Source organism: Saccharibacillus sacchari, assembly GCF_037722395.1.
Lineage (GTDB): Bacteria > Bacillota > Bacilli > Paenibacillales > Paenibacillaceae > Saccharibacillus > Saccharibacillus sacchari_A.
Window position 1 is genome coordinate 640,802 of the sequence record NZ_JBBKAR010000033.1, and the last position, 18,168, is coordinate 658,969.

Sequence of the window (18,168 nt, forward strand, 5' to 3'; positions counted from 1 at the left end):
ATTTCGCTTGAAGCTCTGGAAAATACGAACTGATATAGGTTCACCGGGAAAGAGGAGAAAATATGCAGCAGCGTGTAAACAAATTGCGCGAAGCGATGGCTTTGCAAGGCGTTAGCGCAATGTTTGTGGCCAGTGACATTAACCGTCGTTACCTGACCGGATTTACCGGTTCCGCCGGATATGTGCTCATCACGGAAACGGAAAGCTATTTGCTGACGGACTTCCGTTATATGACGCAGGCGCCTCAGCAGGCCAAAGATTTCAAAGTGGTCGAGCATGCACCCAAGGTGATGGAAACGGTTAAGGGACTGCTTGGTTCTTCGGCGAAACTCGGTTTCGAGCAGGAACATGTCACATTTGCGACGTATCAAAGCTATAAGGAAGCGCTGGCGGGCGTCGAACTCGTGCCGGTGTCGGGTCTTGTGGAAGGCCTGCGCATCTTCAAGGACGAGGGAGAACTTGCGATCATGCGCGAAGCGGCCGTTCTGGCGGACCGTACCTTCAGCCATATCCTGACGAAAATTCGTCCTGGCGTCACTGAGCGCGAGCTCGATTTGCAGATGGAAATGTTCATGCGCGAAAACGGGGCAACTTCGTCGTCGTTTGATACGATCGTAGCCTCCGGGGAGCGCTCGGCACTGCCTCACGGCGTAGCAAGCTCTCGCGTTTTGCAAGGAAACGAATTCATTACTTTTGACTTTGGCGCTTTGCTCAACGGCTATTGCTCCGACGTGACGCGTACGGTCGTGCTTGGCGAAGCGAGCGATCGTCATCGCGAAGTCTACGGCATCGTGCTCGAAGCCCAGCTCAATGCGCTCGACAAGATTCGTCCGGGGATGACCGGCCGCGAAGCGGACGCTCTCACTCGTGATATTATCTCGTCGTATGGCTATGGGGAAAACTATGGGCACAGCACGGGACACGGACTTGGCATGGAAGTGCACGAAAGCCCGCGTCTGTCCAAGCTCAGCGATGATATCCTGAAGCCGGGCATGGTCGTAACCGTAGAACCGGGTATCTACATTCCGGGCTTCGGCGGCGTACGAATCGAAGACGATATCGTGATTACCGAGACGGGAATCGAGATCATCACCTCTTCGACCAAAGAGCTTACCCTTCTGCCGATGGCATAAGGCAATCTTAGAAGTTACTTCAGCAACGCAACCATTCCAAGGAGGGATCCTCTATGATCTCAGTCAACGATTTTAAAACAGGCCTTACCGTCGAAGTCGACGGCGACATCTTCACCGTTATCGAATTCCAACACGTAAAACCGGGTAAAGGCGCGGCATTCGTGCGCTCCAAGCTCAAAAACCTGCGCAACGGCAACACCGTTGAGCGCACGTTCCGCGCCGGCGAAACGATCGGTCGCGCGCAGATCGAAAACCGCGGCGTGCAATACCTGTACGCAAGCGGCCAGGAACACACGTTCATGGATAACGAGACCTACGACCAATTCGCGCTGACCAGCGAACAACTCGAATGGGAACTCAAATTCCTGCGCGAAAACATGAACGTTCATATTATCAGCTACAAAGGCGAAATCCTCGGGATCAACCTGCCAACGAGCGTCGAGCTGAAAGTCGTGGAAACCGAGCCGGGCATCAAAGGCAACACGGCGACCGGCGCATCCAAAAACGCGAAACTCGAAACCGGTCATAACGTTCAAGTGCCTCTGTTCATCAACGAAGGCGACGTGCTGCTGATCGATACTCGCGAAGGTAAATACGTTTCCCGTGCTTAGTAGCTTGTCAACTCTTAATCAAAGGATTACGTTTGACTGAAACGCACACGCTTTAGGTGCGATTCAGACGTACGTAACCTTACTTTTAGGGTTGATAGGGTAGTAGCTTGCCAAGGTATTAGTTTTTGCTGATTCAGGCATGGAATTTAAAAGCTCTTCACGCCGTTTAGCGGGTGAAGAGCTTTTTTTATACAAACTTATGCAGAAAAGTGTAAACAATTTTCCGAAAAACAATGGAAGCTTGAGGCGTTTTCGTATTATACTCATTTAAAGCGATAAAATAGACCGGAGCCGTTTGTCTGACGAGCGAGCTTTGGAAACATGCGGGGGAGTGAACACGTTTTGTCATTATTCGTTATGAAATTCGGCGGCAGTTCTGTCGGCGACACCGAGCGGATGCAGCGGGTTGCTAAGCGAATCGCTGAGAAAAAAGAAGAAGGTCACCAATGTGTGATTGTCGTATCGGCGATGGGAGACACCACGGATGATCTGATCGACTCGGCCAAGCGCTTAAGCGATAATCTGCCGGCGCGCGAAATGGATATGCTGATGACCACAGGAGAGCAGATTTCCATCTCGCTGCTGTCGATCGCGATTCAGGCCATCGGTCATGAAGCGGTATCTTTTACCGGATGGCAGGCAGGATTCGAGACCGAAGCCAATCATGGCAGCGCCAGAATCCTCAATATTCGTCCGGATCGTGTAATCAAAGCGTTGGACGCAGGCAAAATCGTTATTGTCGCCGGATTCCAGGGGATGAGCGAAGACGGCGAGATTACGACGCTTGGCCGCGGCGGTTCCGATACGACGGCAGTTGCGCTCGCGGCTGCGATCAAAGCCGATGCCTGTGAAATTTACACGGACGTGGACGGTATTTACTCGACCGATCCGCGGATCGTCAAATGCGCACGCAAATTGCCGTCGATCTCGTATGACGAAATGTTGGAACTGGCCAATCTGGGCGCGGCGGTGCTGCATCCTCGTGCCGTTGAATACGCGAAGCATAACAGCGTACGTCTGATCGTTCGTTCGAGCTTTACCTATAATGAAGGAACCGTAGTGGAGGAGGAGTCAAGCATGGAGCAGGGAGTCGTAGTAAGCGGGATCGCTTATGATAAAAATGTAGCGCGTATCAGTATTCTGGGCGTATCGGACGTACCGGGTGTGTTGGCAGGCGTGTTCGGAGCTTTGGCTGCGGAACGCGTAGACGTCGACATCATCGTACAGAGCGGATCGCAGGACGGCAAAGCCGATTTCTCGTTTACTGTAAACGGCGCCGAAGTCGAACGCGCACTGAACGTTATCGAAAGCACGCGCGAACGTCTCCCTTACCGTGAGCTGACTTCCGAGACCGATCTGGTCAAAGTGTCGATCGTAGGCGCAGGCATGGTTAGCCACCCTGGCGTAGCGGCGGAAATGTTCCGCGTGATCTCCGATCAGGGCGTAAGCATCAAGATGGTCAGCACATCGGAAATTAAAGTGTCTTGCGTCATCGAAGGCGAAAAAGTAAAAGACATTATTGGGGCCCTGCATACCGCCTACAACCTGGATACGCAGGAACAGGCATTTGTCGGAGGCCCGCAAGATCGTCGTTAAGCCAGGCGGAGCAAGGGATCAGAGAAGTTGAAAAGGGCGGGAAACTCCTCCGGGAGACCGCTCTTTTTATTTTACGGTGTTGTGATATAATACATAACGTTAGTAAACGGCTTGCCGTGCATGTTACAAAAAGCTGGTTGAATACCCGCACAAGCCTGAAAATGCTAAGGAGCGTGCCTGAATGTTTAAAATAAGCGAAATTAAAGAACTCATTGAATTATTGGACCGTACGTCGGTTCAGGAATTGGAATTGGAAGAAGAAGGCGCACGCGTCGTCATTCGCAAAGGCTCGCGCATTGATGCTTCGGCTCTCCAAGCTCCTGTTGCGATCCAACAGCAGCCACAGATCCAAGCCGTTCCCGCACAAGCTGCGGCAGCAGCAACGGCTCCTGCTCAAGCTTCGGCACCAGACGAGTCTTTACATAAAATCGTCTCCCCGATGGTCGGTACCTTCTATTCTTCGCCGTCGCCGGATGCCGATGTTTATGTCAACGCGGGTAGCCGCGTCAACGAAAAATCGGTCGTCTGCATCATCGAAGCCATGAAGCTGATGAACGAGCTTTTGGCCGAAGTAAAAGGCGAAATCGTCGAAGTGCTTGTCGAGAACGGACAGTTGGTCGAATATGGACAGCCTCTGTTCCTGGTTCGAGCGGAATGAGCGACCCGGTAACGGAAGGAGGACGTATACATTTGGAAACGACGAAATTCAATAAAATTCTGATCGCCAACCGCGGCGAAATCGCTGTGCGGATTATTCGTGCGTGCCGTGAGCTTGGGATCTCGACAGTTGCGGTCTATTCCGAAGCCGACCGCGATTCGTTGCATGTTCGTCTCGCTGACGAAGCTTACTGTATCGGACCGACCGCATCGAAAGACAGTTACTTGAACTTCACCAACCTGATGAGCGTGGCTACGCTCACCGAATGCGACGCCGTGCATCCGGGTTACGGATTTTTGGCCGAAAATGCGGATTTCGCAGAAATTTGTGAATCGTGCAACATCGCCTTTATCGGACCTTCGCCGGAAGCAATCACGAAGATGGGCGACAAAGCGGTTGCCAAATCGACCATGCAGCAGGCTGGCGTACCGGTTATTCCGGGTTCCGAAGGCCTGGTTGAAGATCTCGAAGAGGCTGTGGAGTTGGCTCGCGGCATCGGCTATCCGGTGATCATCAAAGCAACGGCAGGCGGAGGCGGCAAAGGCATTCGTTTGGCCGAAGACGAGGAAACGCTGCGTCAGCAGATCGTGGCTGCCCAACAGGAAGCGGAAAAAGCGTTCGGCAACGCGGGCGTTTACCTGGAGAAATTCCTGACAGGCATGAAGCACGTTGAGATTCAGATCATCGCCGACAAGCATGGCAATGCTGTTCACCTGGGCGAGCGCGACTGCTCCGTGCAGCGCCGTCGTCAAAAGCTCATCGAAGAAGCGCCTTGCTCCGTTCTTTCTGAAGAAGTTCGCGAAGCGATGGGTCAAGCAGCGGTACGTGCTGCGCACGCCGTTAATTATTCGGGAGCGGGTACGCTGGAGTTCCTGCTCGGTCCGGATGATAACTTCTACTTCATGGAAATGAACACGCGTATCCAGGTTGAGCATCCGGTTACGGAAATGGTGACGAGCGTCGATCTGATCCAGGAGATGATTTCGGTTGCTGAAGGCAATCCGCTCTCCTTCACCCAAGCCGATGTGAAAATCAACGGTTGGTCGATCGAATGCCGGATCAATGCCGAAGACCCGGATCGCAACTTTATGCCGGCTCCAGGCAAGATCAGCTTCTACTTGCCGCCAGGTGGACCTGGGGTTCGTGTAGACAGTGCAGCTTATCAGGGATACAGCATTCCGCCTTTCTACGATTCGATGATTGCAAAGTTGATTGTTTGGGCGCCGACCCGTAACGAAGCGATTGCGAAGATGAAACGGGCATTGGCGGAATTTGCGGTTGAAGGTATTGCGACAACGATTCCGTTCCACCAGCGTCTGTTGAACCACGAGACTTTCGTGCGCGGTGATTTCGACATCAAATTCCTTGAAGAAAACGAAGTCTAAACGTGATAAACACCGTTTGTCACATTGGGCGGCAAATGATATATTGAAGGAATAAATAATCCATAAGGTGGATGGTATCGTATGAGCAGCTTACCTACAGAATTTGAACGCACGGAGATCGGCGAGATCCAGATCGCGCCGGAAGTGATCGAAGTGATCGCGGGCCTGGCTACAATCGAAGTGGAAGGTATCGCAGGCATGAGCGGCGGGTTTGCCGGCGGCATCGCCGAGCTGCTCGGACGCAAAAATCTGTCCAAGGGCGTAAAAGTCGAAGTTGGCCAGCGCGAAGCAGCGGTGGACGTATCGGTTATCGTGGAATACGGTTCCCGTTTGCCGGAAGTCGCTGGAGCGGTGCAACGCAACGTGAAACGTTCGATCGAGATGATGACGGGACTATCCGTTATCGAAGTCAATGTGCATGTGCATGATGTGCAGTTCAGAGCGAAAGCAGTCGAAGGACGGACTGAAGAACTCGATCTCGGCACTCCCCGGGTGAAATAACGATTTTTTCCAACCCCCGACCTGTAAAGTCGGGGTTTACTACCGTTTTGAGGGGGCTTGGCTGTAAGTGGCAAAAATTGTAGACCGTCTGCTGCTGTTTGTATACAGTGTAACGATTTTGATCTTGAGCGTCTTCGCAATCCTCCTGCTCAGTAGATCGGTTCAGGTTCCTGTCGATTTCCGATTCGATCTGCCGACGCTGTCGATTCTGATCGCCGCACTCGCCGTGCTTATTCTGATCAGCTTAAGGATGCTGTTCGTCTCGCTTCGACGCAGTCGGGGACATCTGCATTCTGTCGATCAACGCACAGACCTTGGCGAGATTCAGATCTCGGTCGAGACGATCGAAAATCTGTGTCTGAAAGCCGCTGCCCGTGTAAAAGGGGTCAAAGAACCCAGAACGCGGATTCGCATGACCGAACCGGGGCTTGATGTACAAATCCGAACGGTCGTCGACGGCGAATATCCAATCCCTGCACTTACGGATGAGATTCAGCGCGGAGTCAAGGAATTCGTGCAGGAAATCACGGGAATCCCTGTGGCCTCCGTCTCTGTCTACGTGGCTGGCGTGGTACAGCAACAGGCCTTCAAAAGCCGCGTGGAATAGAGAGGTGCGCCCATGAAATGGAATGAAATTTGGGCCGTGTACGGAGGCCGACTAAGCTGGACCGCGTGCGGATTGTTTTTCGGCCTGCTTTATCTGGTCGTCGGCTTTTGGCATATGGTCGTCGTAGCTCTTTTGACTCTGCTTGGCTTTTGGATTGGCCGACGAAAAGATTTACAGTCCGGTCCACTTCTTCCCTGGGGTGAAATCTGGGGGAAACTGGCTGAACGCTGGCGGCCGTTTCGGTAAAAGAAGCAAGAACATGATCTGCAAAACGCGAAGACAAGCTGTGTCGCTATTTTTTGCGATAGCAAGTTGAGCGAAAGCCTGTGAGACGTTTTTACGCCGGACTAATAGCTTGTTTGGATTGAAGACAAGCCATAAGAAGAACTGCTTGCGTCCGTCTTCTGAGCAAGACAGGCGGCGTTTCTCGCCGGAATGCGAGACTGGCACGGTTTTAAGCTTTAGCCGTCCGGCTCGCTTTTCCCGGGAAAAACAGCGTTCGGACACCGGGAGAAGCGTTTCACAGGTTTTTGCATGTACGGAAGCCCTATATTAGAAGATGATTACAGGAGGCACCCATGAAAAGACGATTGGGAAGAGAACTTGCGGTACAGAGCTTGTACCAGATGGAAATGAACGAAGTGGCAGCACTTGATGCCGTTTCGATGCTGATTTCGGAGGCCGGCAACGAAAACGAAGGCGAAGTCAAACTCGAAGATGCCGACCGCCTTACCGAATACGTCCTCGCGCTGGTCAACGGCGTATGGACCAACAAAATCGCACTCGACGATCTGCTCGGAGGCTACCTCAAAGGCTGGCAAATCAGCCGCCTATCCCGCGTAGACCGCCAAATCCTGCGCCTGGCCGCTTACGAAATGATCTTCGCCGAAGACGTCCCGGCCAAAGTAGCCGTCAACGAAGCCATCGAACTGTCCAAACATTTCGGCACCGAAGAATCCGGCAAATTCGTCAACGGCGTCCTGGGCAAAATGATCCAAGACGCCGACGAGCTGAAAAGCAAGCTGAAATAAGAGTTCGACTAAACAAGCAGATAAGAAAAGCTTCAGTAGTCAATAAGCATTGATAAATTAGTTAAGTATATAGCTAGACATTTAATGGAGCCAGGAATTGAATAGAAGCGAACAGATAATCGTTTGGTAATTCGCCTTCAAGCGAATTACGCTTTTCCTACCCTAAAAAATGCTTTTAGCTCGCCCCTTCACTAACGTAACTGGCGGAGAGGGGAGTTCAGTGTAGGAGCTAAAGCATTTCGAAGAAATGCACTTCGGAAGCATATGCTATTAGCGTTCGCCTTTGAACTCGGGAAAATTCCTTAATATAATCCAATCCATTTTCCCGAGTTCAACACGCGATCGAAACGAACTCCCCTCGCAGCCTAACACCCACCTAGACCCCATTTTAAAGGAGAGATAAAATCATGACGACAGCCCAAATTATCAGCGGAAAACAAGTATCGGACGAAATTCGCCAGACCCTGAAACTCGAAGTTGAAGCCCTTGCAGCCCAAAACTGCGTACCTGGACTTGCCGTCGTGCTCGTCGGGGAAGACCCGGCCTCCCAGGTCTATGTGCGCAACAAAGCCAAAGCTTGCGAAGACCTTGGCTACTATTCCGAAGTTCACCGCCTTGAAGCCGATACGCCGCAGGAAGAACTGCTCGCGCTCGTGCACAAGCTGAATGAACAAGACAATATCAACGGTATCCTCGTTCAGCTTCCGCTGCCGGGCCATATCGAAGAAAAAGCGATCATCAACGCGATTTCGCCGGACAAAGACGTCGACGGTTTCCACCCGGTGAACGTGGGCAACCTGGTGATCGGCGACGATAGCTTGCTGCCATGTACGCCAGCTGGTGTCATCGAATTGATTAAGTACACAGGCATCGAAATGTCCGGCAAACATGCGGTCGTCATCGGTCGCAGCAACATCGTCGGCAAGCCGGTGTCCCTGCTGCTGCAACGCGAGAATGCAACGGTCACCATGTGCCATTCGCGTACAGACAACATGAAGGAACTGACACGCCAGGCTGACATTCTGGTCGTAGCCGTAGGCCGTGCCAACTTCGTCGACGCTTCTTACATCAAGCCGGGTGCTGTCGTCATCGACGTCGGCATCAACCGTCTGGACACCGGCAAATTGGCTGGCGACGTGGACTTTGAATCGGCAAGCTCCGTATCCGGCCCAATCACGCCGGTACCGGGTGGAGTAGGCCCGATGACGATTACCATGCTCATGAAAAACACGCTGGTTGCCGCGAAACGCGCGCACGGCTTGTCTTAAGCGGAGCTTCCGGACATGGAGCAGCGCATACTGTCGATCCAGGAGCTGAACCGGTATATCCGCCAGAAGTTCGAAGCGGACCCGCTGCTGCCGGAAGTGTGGGTGCGCGGCGAGATTTCGAACTTTACGCATCATTCGAGCGGACATATGTATTTTACGTTAAAAGATACCGGCAGCCGTGTGCGGGCAATCATGTTTGCTTCGCACAATAAACGGCTGCCGTTTATTCCGCGCGAAGGCACGCGAGTTGTCGCACTCGGCAGCGTTTCGGTCTTCGAGCGCGACGGTCAGTATCAGCTTTACCTAACAGAGATGCAGCCCGACGGTGTCGGCAGTCTGTATCTTGCGTATGAGCAGTTGAAAAAAAAGCTCGAAAGCGAAGGGCTGTTCGACGAGGGCGGGAAACGGAAAATTCCGACGATGCCGCGCGCGATTGGCGTTATTACCTCGCCAACGGGTGCCGCCGTACGGGATATTCTGACGACGCTGGGGCGCCGCTTTCCGGGCGTTCCGGTCATGCTATATCCGGCGCTTGTACAGGGGAAGGAAGCGGCTGCGTCTATCGTGCGCGGTATTCGCATCCTGAACCGCTTGGGCGAAGCGGACGTGCTGATCGTGGGCCGGGGCGGCGGATCGCTGGAAGAGCTGTGGGCGTTCAACGAGGAAATCGTGGCTCGTGCCATCTATGATTCAGCCATTCCTGTCATATCAGCCGTGGGACACGAGACCGACTTTACCATCTCTGATTTTGCTGCCGACCTGCGAGCCGCGACGCCTACCGCCGCCGCGGAACTTGCGGTGCCGGATCGACGCGAGCTTCAGCAGCGCATTTCGCAGTTGGAGCATCGGCTGCGCGGAGCTTTGCTTCGTCGCGCTGCGCAAGAACGCGAACGTCTGGCTCGCTTGCAGCGTTCTGCCGTGCTCAGGCAGCCGGAACGTGCGCTTCAGCCGCATGCGCAACGTCTGGACGGGCTGACACGCCGCCTGACGTCGCGAACGGATGCCAAGTTTGCTGCAAGCCGGGATAAGCATACGCGCCTCCACGGCCGTCTTGCGCGTTTCTATCCCGGCGCACAGCTTCAGCTTGCCGCCCGTCAATTGGGAACGCTGGACGGACGGTTGAGCGGCGCTATGAATATGGCGGTCAAAGACCGTCGTCAGCGTTTATTGGGCAGTGTGCGTCAACTGGATGCTTTAAGTCCACTTAAGGTTATGGCACGGGGCTATGGCCTGGTTTATGACGAGAATGAAAAGAAACTGATCAAATCTGCGCGCGAAGTGCGTGAAGGCGACCGGATCATTGTCCGAATCAACGACGGAAGTCTGGACTGTCAGGTCATTCAAACGACGGAGGAGGGCAATGCAAGTGGACAATAACGCGGGTATGCAATCCAATGGGAATCAGGCGCAAGAACCGATAGAAGTTGCCGGATTGAATTTCGAGCAGGCTATGGAGCAGCTTGAACAAATCGTCGGCGAACTGGAACAAGGCGACGTACCGCTCGAAAAAGCGATCGATTTGTTTCAACGTGGCATGCAATTGTCGCAATTATGCGGCCAAAAGCTGGAGCAGGTGGAACGCAAAATCGAAACGATCGTCGAAGAGGACGGACAGCTTCGGCGCCGAAACTTTGCAGGTGAAGCGGAAGGCGGGGACAACTTTTGAGCAACGTTTTCGAGCTTGAGCCGTATATGAAAAAAGTCGCATCCGATCTGGAAAGTTACTTTGACGTAGCCTTTCCGGCCGAATGGGATATGCCGCCGGCATTGCTGGAATCGATGAAGTATTCACTGGACGCCGGAGGCAAGCGTCTGCGTCCATTATTGGTCGTAGCCGCTTGTGAAAGTCTTGGAGGAAACCGTGCCGCGGCGATCCGCGTGGCGGCTGCCGTCGAGATGGTACATACGTATTCGCTTGTCCATGACGATCTTCCGGCCATGGACGACGACGATCTGCGCCGCGGCAAGCCGACCAACCACAAGGTGTTTGGCGAAGCGATGGCGATTCTGGCCGGGGACGGCTTGCTGACGCATGCCTTTTACGTCGTTGCTTCGCTCGCCAAAGAAGGTTTGCTGCCGCCTGATGCGGCGATCGCGATCGTATCCGACCTGGCCGAATACGCCGGACCGCGCGGCATGGTAGGCGGACAAGTAGCGGATATGGAAGGCGAACAAGGCACGACCGATTTTGAAAGACTGGAATACATTCATCTGCACAAAACGAGCGACCTGATTATGTTTTCGCTTATTGCGGGCGGACGCACGGCAGGAGCTTCTGCGAAGCAGCTTGAAGCGTTGCGGACATTCGGAAAAGGCGTCGGACTGGCTTTTCAGATTCAGGACGATATTCTCGATCTGGTTGGCGATGAAAGTAAGTTGGGCAAAAAGACGCAGAGCGACGTGAAGATGGAAAAAGTCACGTATCCGTATTTTCTCGGCATCGACAAGTCACGCGAAGAAGTGCGTCGCTTAAGCGAAGAAGCCAAGTCTGCGGTATCTGGCGCTGGACTGGAATCGGCGGAAATGCTGCTTGCAATCGCCGATTATTTGGTTGAACGGGATCGTTAATCGGTAACGAATTCGAGGAAGATCGGTTTCGCCGCTCGCTTGCTTGGGTATTGAACATCAGATGAATCGGCGACGTGCAAGCAGGGAGGCGGGAGCCATAAATTGGCTTTGTTTCCCCAAAAACGATATAATAACCGATACTACGGCAATACCTGAACGCTTTATTGCGTAGGGTATGGCCTTATTCGAAAAATCGTTCGCAACCGAATTTCAGGAAAATGAAGGAAAGCGGGGAATGACATATGCTCCTTCCACAAATCAATCAACCCGGCGATCTGAAGAAGCTGCCGGCCGAAGAATTGGAACCATTGGCTCAGGAAATCCGTCAGTTTTTGATCGAAAAGCTGTCGGCAACAGGAGGCCATCTGGCTTCCAACTTGGGCGTGGTCGAGCTGACGCTGGCTTTGCATTATTGCTACGACAGTCCCAAAGATAAATTTATTTTCGACGTGGGTCATCAAGCCTATGTGCACAAGATTTTGACGGGGCGCCAGGATAAGTTCGATACGCTGCGTAAATACAAAGGCTTGTGTGGATTTGTTAAACGTACCGAGAGCGAACATGACGTCTGGGAAGCCGGCCATAGCAGCACTTCGCTGTCCGCGGCGATGGGCATGGCGATGGCGCGCGATCTGAAAGGCGAAGACAATAAAGTCGTCGCGATTATTGGAGACGGTGCTTTGACAGGCGGTATGGCATTTGAGGCGCTTAACCATATCGGGCACGAGAAAAAGAACTTGCTTGTCGTGCTCAACGATAACGAGATGTCCATCGCTCCGAACGTGGGTGCGATGCACAACTATTTGAGCCGCGTCCGTTCGGACCGTCATTATCTGCGCGCGAAAGACGATGTCGAATCGCTGATCAAAAAGATTCCGGCTATCGGCGGCAAGTTGGCTCGAACGGCGGAAAAAGTGAAAGACAGTCTCAAGTACATGATGGTACCCGGCGTTCTGTTCGAGGAATTGGGTTTCAAGTATATCGGTCCGGTCGACGGCCACGATCTGCCCAAATTGATGGAGACGTTCCGTCAGTCGGATAACATCGAGGGCCCCGTGCTTGTGCATGTCGTGACGACAAAGGGCAAAGGCTATAAGCCGGCGGAAGCCGATTCGCATAAATGGCACGGTATTTCCCCTTACAAGATCGAATCCGGTAAAACGCTTAAATCAGCCGGCAATCCGATGTACACTGAAGTGTTCGGCAGTACATTGATTGAATTAGCCGAGCAGGATGAGCGAATTGTTGCAGTCACTCCGGCAATGCCGGGCGGATCGGGACTCATGGCGTTTGCCGAACGTTTCCCGAAACGAATGATCGACGTCGGCATCGCCGAGCAGCATGCCGCAACGCTGTGCGCCGCGATGGCGATGGAAGGCATGAAGCCGGTATTTGCCGTCTATTCCACCTTTATGCAGCGTGCGTACGATCAGATCGTGCATGATATTTGCCGCCATAACGCGAACGTCATCTTTGCGATTGACCGTGCGGGCTTTGTCGGCGCAGACGGCGAGACGCATCAAGGCGTGTATGATATTGCATTCCTGCGTCATATTCCGAATATGGTGCTGATGATGCCAAAAGACGAGAACGAATTGCGTCATATGATGAAAACTTCGTTGGATTATAATCAGGGGCCGATCGGTTTCCGTTATCCTCGGGTCAACGGTCTGGGCGTTCCGCTCGATACAGAACTCAAAAACATCCCGATCGGTAGCTGGGAAACGGTCCGCGAGGGTGAAAACTGCGCGATTTTAGCTGTGGGCCCTATGGTTCAGACCGCTCTTGCCGCCGCCGAATTGCTTAAATCTTCCGGTATTCAAGCCAGTGTGGTAAACGCCCGCTTCCTGAAGCCGCTTGACGAGAAGATGCTGACCGATCTTGCGGATCGCGGGGTTAAGCTGCTGGTGATGGAGGAAGCTTCCCAAGCAGGCGGCTTGGGCGGTGCTGTTCTTGAATTCTACGCGTCCAAAGGAATCGCACATGCCGAGGTTCGAATTTTGGGCGTGCCGGATTGCTTTATCGAGCATGGAAGCATCAAGGAGCAGCAGCAGGAGTCCGGCTTAACGGCCGAGAATGCTGCGGACCTGGTTCGTGAAGCCGTAACCGGCAGCCGTCTGGCACTGAAAGCAGGCTTGCCTTCGTAGATGATTTACGCAGGCGAACGCCCGCATTTTACACAGAAAGAGAGCCTGATTATGGCCGAGCCAAAAGAAAAAGTATCCAAAGAAAGAATCGACGTTCTGCTCGTTGAGCAAGCGTATTATGCAAGCCGCGAAAAAGCCAAGGCAGCCATTATGGCTGGCCTTGTCTTTGCCGATAATGAGCGGATCGAAAAACCCGGCATGAAAGTGTCCCGCAATGCAGCTTTGCATGTCAAAGGCGCCATACATCCTTACGTTAGCCGCGGCGGGCTGAAGTTGGAAAAGGCAATCAATACGTTTGGTATCCGGATGTCGGAACGGGTTATGCTTGATATTGGCTCTTCGACTGGCGGATTTACAGACTGCGCTTTGCAGAACGGGGCTTCCTACGTGTATGCGATCGATGTTGGTTATAACCAGCTAGATTGGTCGCTGCGCAACGATGAACGCGTATGCGTGATGGAGCGTACCAATTTTCGTTATATGACGCCTGAGGAACTGACGGGGGCGCAGCCTGACTTTGCGAGTATCGATGTCTCGTTTATTTCCTTGCGCCTTATTCTTCCGCCTCTGGTTCAGTTATTGCGACGGCCGGCCGAAGTGGCTGCGCTAATCAAGCCACAATTTGAAGCGGGTCGCGATAAGGTAGGCAAATCAGGCGTCGTGCGTGATCGCAAAGTACACGAGGATGTATTGAACGAAGTGTTGAGCTTCGCCAATGCACTCGGGTTCGAAATCGGAGGCTTGACCTTCTCGCCGATTACAGGCGGGGAAGGCAATGTTGAATTTCTTGCGTATCTGAAGTTATCAGAAGGAGAAACGCAGCCGCTTGGCGAAGATGTTATTCGTGAGCTGGCCTCGAATACCGCGGCGGAAGCCGCTCGAAATTTCCAAAGAAACTCATCCGCCGAACGGTGAGTTTCTTTGTGCTGGATGCGTTTATGAAACGAACGGCGAATTTTAGTGATCGCTGATCGATTAATGACCATAGGGGGAGTCTTATGAAGGGACAACGACATATCAAAATCCGGGAGATTATTTCAAGCCGGGATATCGAGACTCAAGATGAGCTGGTTGGCGCGTTGCGCGCAGCCGGTTTTCAAGTTACGCAAGCGACAGTATCCAGGGATATCAAAGAGCTGCTGTTAATCAAAGTTCCGCTTGATGACGGTCATTACAAATATTCGATGCCGACGGATCAGCGCTATAATCCGGTGCAGAAGCTTAAGCGCGCACTCGTGGACAACTTTGTACATATCGATCATTCAGCCAATCTGGTGGTCATGAAGTGTCTGCCGGGAACCGCCAACTCGATCGCAGCATTGCTTGATAACATGGAATGGTCGGAAATCATGGGGACGATCTCCGGGGACGACACGATTTTACTGATCTGTAGAGAGCCGGAGAACAGCCCGAAAGTAATCGGTCAGATTATGGGATTCATTTCCTGAAATTGATTTTATGTAGCAGAAAACGAGTCTTTTTTTCGTATTCTTCAATTTGCCACTTTTCAAACAAGTGTTCGCATGAATATAATGGAACTGAATCCTCTCCTCCCAAAGCTTGCGGGATGGAGACGGAGAAGACTATCAACGAGGTGAGTGCATGCTAGTTGCATTGTCCATTCGCAATCTCGCCGTCGTCGAAGCCGTCGACGTCCATTTTTATCATGGATTCCATGTATTGTCCGGTGAGACTGGCGCAGGTAAATCGATTATCATCGATGCACTGGGTTTGATCTCCGGCGGAAGAAGTTCTTCGGAACTGATTCGTTACGGCGCCGATAAGGCGGAGATGGAAGCTTTATTCGAACTATCGGGGGAGCATCCCGTATGGAAAACGCTCGAACAACTCGGTATATCCGCTTCATCCGAGGAGCATTTGGTGATCCGACGTGAAGTAAACACACAAGGGAAAAGCACGTCCCGCATTAACGGACAGCTTGTCAACCTGACGATGCTGCGCGAAGTGGGCGAACAGCTTATCAATATTCATGGTCAGCACGAGCACCAGTCGCTGCTGCGTCCGGAGAGCCATCTGGGACTGCTGGATGCTTATGGCGGTGACATGATTGCGCCAGCCAAGGCTGCCTATCAACAAGAATATTCCGCGCTGGCGAAGCTGGAACGGGAATTGAGAGAATTGCGTGAGACCAGTCAGAAGTCTTTGCAGATGCTCGATATGTACCGTTTTCAACTGGAGGAGATTCAGACAGCCAAGCTTAAGGTCGGCGAGGATATAGAGCTGGCGGATGAACGTTCCAAGCTGGCTCATAGCGAAAAGCTAATGGAGTCTGTCTCGGAAGGTTATAATCTGCTCTACGGGGAACAGGGGATTGGATCGATCAATTCCGCCATTTCCAGTTTGGAGGACGTAGAGAACTATGATCCAAAAGCAATGCAACCCATTCTTGAACAGGTTCGCAACGCTTATTACCAGTTGGAGGATGCCGTATTCCAGCTTCGGGATTATCGTGAAAATATCGAATTTAATCCGGGCAGACTGGAAGAGGTCGAAGATCGCTTGAACCTGCTTTCCGGCTTGCGCCGGAAATACGGGGATAGCGTGGAGCAAATTCTCGAATACTACAACCGCATTCATCGCGAGACGGATATGCTGGAAAACAAGGACGAACGACTCGAACTTTTGACCGCCAAGCGCGATAAGCAATTGGAAAAGACCCTCATTCTGGCCCGCGAGCTGAGCGCGCTGCGCCGCGATTGTTCGCGTGACCTGGCACGGCAGATCGAAGGCGAACTGAAGGATCTGCAAATGCAGCGGACTTCAATCGAAGTTCGTCTGGAACCGATCCAGGACGCCCGTGGCTTTGAGTTTGAAGGCCGTCGTGTACGTTTGACCCGTCAGGGCGTCGATAGTGCAGAATTCCTGATCTCACCCAACCCAGGCGAACCTTTGCGTCCGCTGGGCAAGATCGCGTCCGGCGGTGAGCTGTCACGGATTATGTTGGCTCTCAAAAGCATTTTTGCAAGGCATGATAAAGTGCCTGTCTTGATCTTCGACGAAGTCGATACGGGCGTCAGCGGACGAGCCGCTCAATCGATTGCGGAGAAGCTGGTGAAGCTGTCCCGTAATTGTCAGGTCTTTTCGATCACTCACTTGCCTCAGGTTGCTTGTATGGCAGACCATCAGTACCTGATCGAAAAGCGGGTAGAGGGCGAGCGTACGATGACCCGGATCGAATCGCTTAACGACGAAGGTCGGGTAACCGAACTGGCGCGGATGCTCGGTGGTGTCGAAATTACAGAGAAAACGTTGCATCATGCGCAGGAAATGCTGAAACTCGCTGAGGAAAGCAAGAATGATCGTGCTTCCTAAGCGACGATTGATTAGATCCCAAAACTGTGAGCAAGGCCAAATAAGCGGAGCCGTCGGCTCCGCTTTGGTTCTGTTGCGAAGGCACGAAAAAAGAGAAAAACCCGAAATCGGATTCGTCATCTGTGCTAATTTACGGTTTTGGGATTTTTTGTTTGAAATCGGCGTATAACCCGATATACTAAGAGAGAGCGGAGATTTGACATGGCCGGCAGGGAATCTTCGAACCGTGTCGAATTTTACGGTATGGAAGCTGTACGAGAGTTGAGGTTCAAAAGAGACAGAAACGGTTCGATGAACGATTATGTTGACCCTATTCGACGGTTAACATACTACAGAGGATTCGGCTTTGCAGCCGGATGATAAGGAGGAACAGGCTTTGCCAAACATCGAAGTTATGCTTGCGGACGATAATCGGGATTTCGTTCACATGCTCCAGGAACACATTTCCGCCCAGGAAGATATGACGGTAACCGGGGTCGCCTTTAACGGGGAAGAGGTACTGGGATTGCTCCGCAGCGTTGAACGCGCGCCTGATATTCTGATCCTGGATATCATCATGCCTCATCTGGACGGGCTGGGCGTACTGGAGAAGCTTCAAAGCATGAACCTAAACCCACGTCCGAAAGTGATTATGCTGACGGCATTCGGCCAGGAAAATATTACGCAGCGCGCGGTTGAACTAGGAGCGGCTTACTACATTTTGAAGCCGTTTGATATCGAAGTGCTGGTCAGCCGGGTACGGCAGATGCTGAACATCCCGTCTTCCCCGATTGCGCCTCCGCAGGCTGCACCAACGCCTAAGCCGAGCATCGGCACATTGGCGAAAGGGAAAACGCTTGATGCGAGCATCACATCCATCATTAACGAGATCGGCATTCCGGTGCACGTACGTGGCTACAAGTATTTGCGCGAAGCGATTACGATGGTCTATCACAACATCGAGATTTTGGGTTCGATTACGAAGACTCTGTATCCTTCGATCGCCGAGAAATACGCAACGACTCCGTCCCGCGTCGAGCGTGCGATCCGCCATGCGATTGAGCTGGCCTGGTCACGCGGATCGGTGCAGAATATCAGCGAATTGTTCGGCTATACGGTGAGCATCAACAAGTCGAAGCCGACGAACTCCGAGTTCATCGCGATGATCGCGGATAAATTGCGGATCGAGCATAAGGTGAGCTGAGTTAGGCAGAAGCTAACGACGACACCCAGCTCCACAGCGTTCCGATAAGTATGTCATCGTAAAATAGCCGCATTCTCTATGATTTCATGGAGAACGCGGCTATTTGTGTTGCGGATTGGTAAACGTTAAGATTTTTGACTCGCAATC

At 52.5% G+C, this 18,168-nt stretch carries 18 protein-coding genes; all 18 read left to right on the forward strand.

What is annotated here, in order from left to right; genetic code table 11:
• The first annotated feature begins 62 nt into the window (after positions 1 to 62).
• The 18 genes from WKI47_RS11650 (at position 63) to spo0A (ending at position 18,021) form a co-directional block, all read left to right on the forward strand.
• Complete coding sequence (locus WKI47_RS11650; protein ID WP_340227292.1) at positions 63 to 1,133, forward strand: Xaa-Pro peptidase family protein; 1,071 nt, start codon at positions 63 to 65, stop codon at positions 1,131 to 1,133.
• A 53-nt stretch (positions 1,134 to 1,186) separates the two neighbouring features.
• Positions 1,187 to 1,744: an elongation factor P gene (gene efp / locus WKI47_RS11655; protein ID WP_340227293.1), complete on the forward strand. Its 558-nt coding sequence runs from the start codon at positions 1,187 to 1,189 to the stop codon at positions 1,742 to 1,744.
• Positions 1,745 to 2,086: 342 nt separating this feature from the next.
• Positions 2,087 to 3,340 carry an aspartate kinase gene (locus WKI47_RS11660; RefSeq protein WP_340227294.1) on the forward strand — a complete coding sequence of 418 codons (1,254 nt, stop codon included), beginning with the start codon at positions 2,087 to 2,089 and terminating at the stop codon, positions 3,338 to 3,340.
• 181 nt (positions 3,341 to 3,521) lie between these two features.
• Complete coding sequence (accB, locus tag WKI47_RS11665; protein ID WP_340227295.1) at positions 3,522 to 3,998, forward strand: acetyl-CoA carboxylase biotin carboxyl carrier protein; 477 nt, start codon at positions 3,522 to 3,524, stop codon at positions 3,996 to 3,998.
• Positions 3,995 to 5,383 carry an acetyl-CoA carboxylase biotin carboxylase subunit gene (gene accC, locus WKI47_RS11670; protein ID WP_340227296.1) on the forward strand — a complete coding sequence of 463 codons (1,389 nt, stop codon included), beginning with the start codon at positions 3,995 to 3,997 and terminating at the stop codon, positions 5,381 to 5,383. The genes accB and accC overlap by 4 nt, the downstream gene beginning before the upstream one ends.
• An 81-nt stretch (positions 5,384 to 5,464) precedes the next feature.
• Complete coding sequence (locus WKI47_RS11675; protein WP_037293297.1) at positions 5,465 to 5,884, forward strand: Asp23/Gls24 family envelope stress response protein; 420 nt, start codon at positions 5,465 to 5,467, stop codon at positions 5,882 to 5,884.
• A 67-nt stretch (positions 5,885 to 5,951) separates the two neighbouring features.
• The gene (amaP, locus tag WKI47_RS11680; protein ID WP_340227297.1) at positions 5,952 to 6,491 is read left to right on the forward strand and encodes an alkaline shock response membrane anchor protein AmaP; all 540 of its coding nucleotides are present in this window, start codon (positions 5,952 to 5,954) and stop codon (positions 6,489 to 6,491) included.
• 12 nt (positions 6,492 to 6,503) lie between these two features.
• Positions 6,504 to 6,737 (forward strand): DUF2273 domain-containing protein, encoded by a 234-nt coding sequence (locus WKI47_RS11685; protein ID WP_340227298.1) that lies wholly within the window; start codon positions 6,504 to 6,506, stop codon positions 6,735 to 6,737.
• A 332-nt stretch (positions 6,738 to 7,069) separates the two neighbouring features.
• Positions 7,070 to 7,522, forward strand: a complete 453-nt coding sequence (gene nusB / locus WKI47_RS11690) for a transcription antitermination factor NusB (RefSeq protein ID WP_340227299.1) — start codon at positions 7,070 to 7,072, stop codon at positions 7,520 to 7,522.
• Between the two features lie 407 nt (positions 7,523 to 7,929).
• The gene (gene folD / locus WKI47_RS11695) at positions 7,930 to 8,790 is read left to right on the forward strand and encodes a bifunctional methylenetetrahydrofolate dehydrogenase/methenyltetrahydrofolate cyclohydrolase FolD (protein ID WP_340227300.1); all 861 of its coding nucleotides are present in this window, start codon (positions 7,930 to 7,932) and stop codon (positions 8,788 to 8,790) included.
• Between the two features lie 15 nt (positions 8,791 to 8,805).
• Positions 8,806 to 10,167: an exodeoxyribonuclease VII large subunit gene (gene xseA, locus WKI47_RS11700; RefSeq protein ID WP_340227301.1), complete on the forward strand. Its 1,362-nt coding sequence runs from the start codon at positions 8,806 to 8,808 to the stop codon at positions 10,165 to 10,167.
• Positions 10,168 to 10,174: 7 nt separating this feature from the next.
• Positions 10,175 to 10,456, forward strand: coding sequence for an exodeoxyribonuclease VII small subunit (xseB, locus tag WKI47_RS11705; RefSeq protein WP_340227518.1), 282 nt, complete (start codon positions 10,175 to 10,177; stop codon positions 10,454 to 10,456).
• Positions 10,453 to 11,358 carry a polyprenyl synthetase family protein gene (locus tag WKI47_RS11710; protein WP_425355453.1) on the forward strand — a complete coding sequence of 302 codons (906 nt, stop codon included), beginning with the start codon at positions 10,453 to 10,455 and terminating at the stop codon, positions 11,356 to 11,358. Before xseB ends, WKI47_RS11710 begins: the two co-directional genes overlap by 4 nt.
• A 242-nt stretch (positions 11,359 to 11,600) precedes the next feature.
• Complete coding sequence (gene dxs, locus WKI47_RS11715; protein WP_340227302.1) at positions 11,601 to 13,505, forward strand: 1-deoxy-D-xylulose-5-phosphate synthase; 1,905 nt, start codon at positions 11,601 to 11,603, stop codon at positions 13,503 to 13,505.
• Between the two features lie 51 nt (positions 13,506 to 13,556).
• Positions 13,557 to 14,420, forward strand: coding sequence for a TlyA family RNA methyltransferase (locus WKI47_RS11720; RefSeq protein ID WP_340227303.1), 864 nt, complete (start codon positions 13,557 to 13,559; stop codon positions 14,418 to 14,420).
• Between the two features lie 83 nt (positions 14,421 to 14,503).
• Entirely contained in the window at positions 14,504 to 14,953 is a 450-nt protein-coding gene (gene ahrC / locus WKI47_RS11725; RefSeq protein WP_340227304.1) for a transcriptional regulator AhrC/ArgR, read from the forward strand.
• A gap of 154 nt (positions 14,954 to 15,107) precedes the next feature.
• Entirely contained in the window at positions 15,108 to 16,838 is a 1,731-nt protein-coding gene (gene recN, locus WKI47_RS11730; protein WP_340227305.1) for a DNA repair protein RecN, read from the forward strand.
• A 376-nt stretch (positions 16,839 to 17,214) separates the two neighbouring features.
• Positions 17,215 to 18,021 (forward strand): sporulation transcription factor Spo0A, encoded by an 807-nt coding sequence (spo0A, locus tag WKI47_RS11735; RefSeq protein WP_340227306.1) that lies wholly within the window; start codon positions 17,215 to 17,217, stop codon positions 18,019 to 18,021.
• The last annotated feature ends 147 nt before the right edge of the window (positions 18,022 to 18,168 follow it).